Genomic DNA, 825 nt, shown 5'->3' on the forward strand with positions numbered 1-825 from the left:
TATCTAGAACTTCTTCTAATATTAATTCTGCTTTATCCAGCAGCTTGCTCTTGATTAATTGGAGCGAAAGCAGCATCTTAGAATCTAGTATTCTTTTTATATTATTATTTTGTACAAAAATCGGGATCGCTTTATTACAAAAGTACATCGATACTGATGGTTGATTTATTATTTGATAGATTAATGCTCTATAAAAGCAAAACTCTTGATACTCAACCTCTATATTTGGAACAAGGTCTTGCACTTCATCCATAATTAAAAGTGAATCATCATATTTTTTTTCCTTAATATAAAATATCGAAAGTGTAAACAAAAATTTTATTAATTCATGTTGGGAAAATTTTTTCCGCTTTTTCTCAAGTTGCTTCCACTTTTTCCTAGCATTCTGCATATCTTCAATAAAAATATAATATCTCCAAATAACAATCGAAAATTCATTCGATATACTAGTATAATGAATCAATTCTTCATTTAAAACAAGTTCATCAAATATCTGCTTACTAAGTTGATAGTCTGCTCTTTCAATTAAATTCCATAGTCTTTTTAACTGGACCATGATTTCATCTAAATTAATCACATCCGCTTCTTTTTCAACTTTCATTTTCTTTAGAAGTAGTTCAATCGTCTCTATACCAGCCTCTTTATTCCCATTTTCTATTTTACTTAAGTGTGATACAGAACAAATGCCTTCACATAGTTTTTCCTGTGTCCACCCTAATTTCTTTCTATGATGATAGATCATTTTACCGTATTGCATATCGAATCTCCTGTTCTAATTAATCGATTCATTTTAAAAAACTTCACTGAATTTTATTATATTAATAT

Annotated in this window: 1 protein-coding gene; it reads right to left on the reverse strand. The window is 28.4% G+C overall.

The annotated features are described in order from the left end of the window. Positions 1-757 (reverse strand): helix-turn-helix domain-containing protein (locus tag V7056_RS20245; RefSeq protein WP_499704187.1); only part of this gene is annotated, 757 nt, incomplete at its 3' end. Positions 758-825 lie beyond the last annotated feature (68 nt).

It is taken from the genome of Bacillus sp. JJ664 (assembly GCF_036962205.1).
In the GTDB taxonomy this organism is placed as follows: Bacteria; Bacillota; Bacilli; order Bacillales; family Bacillaceae_G; genus Gottfriedia.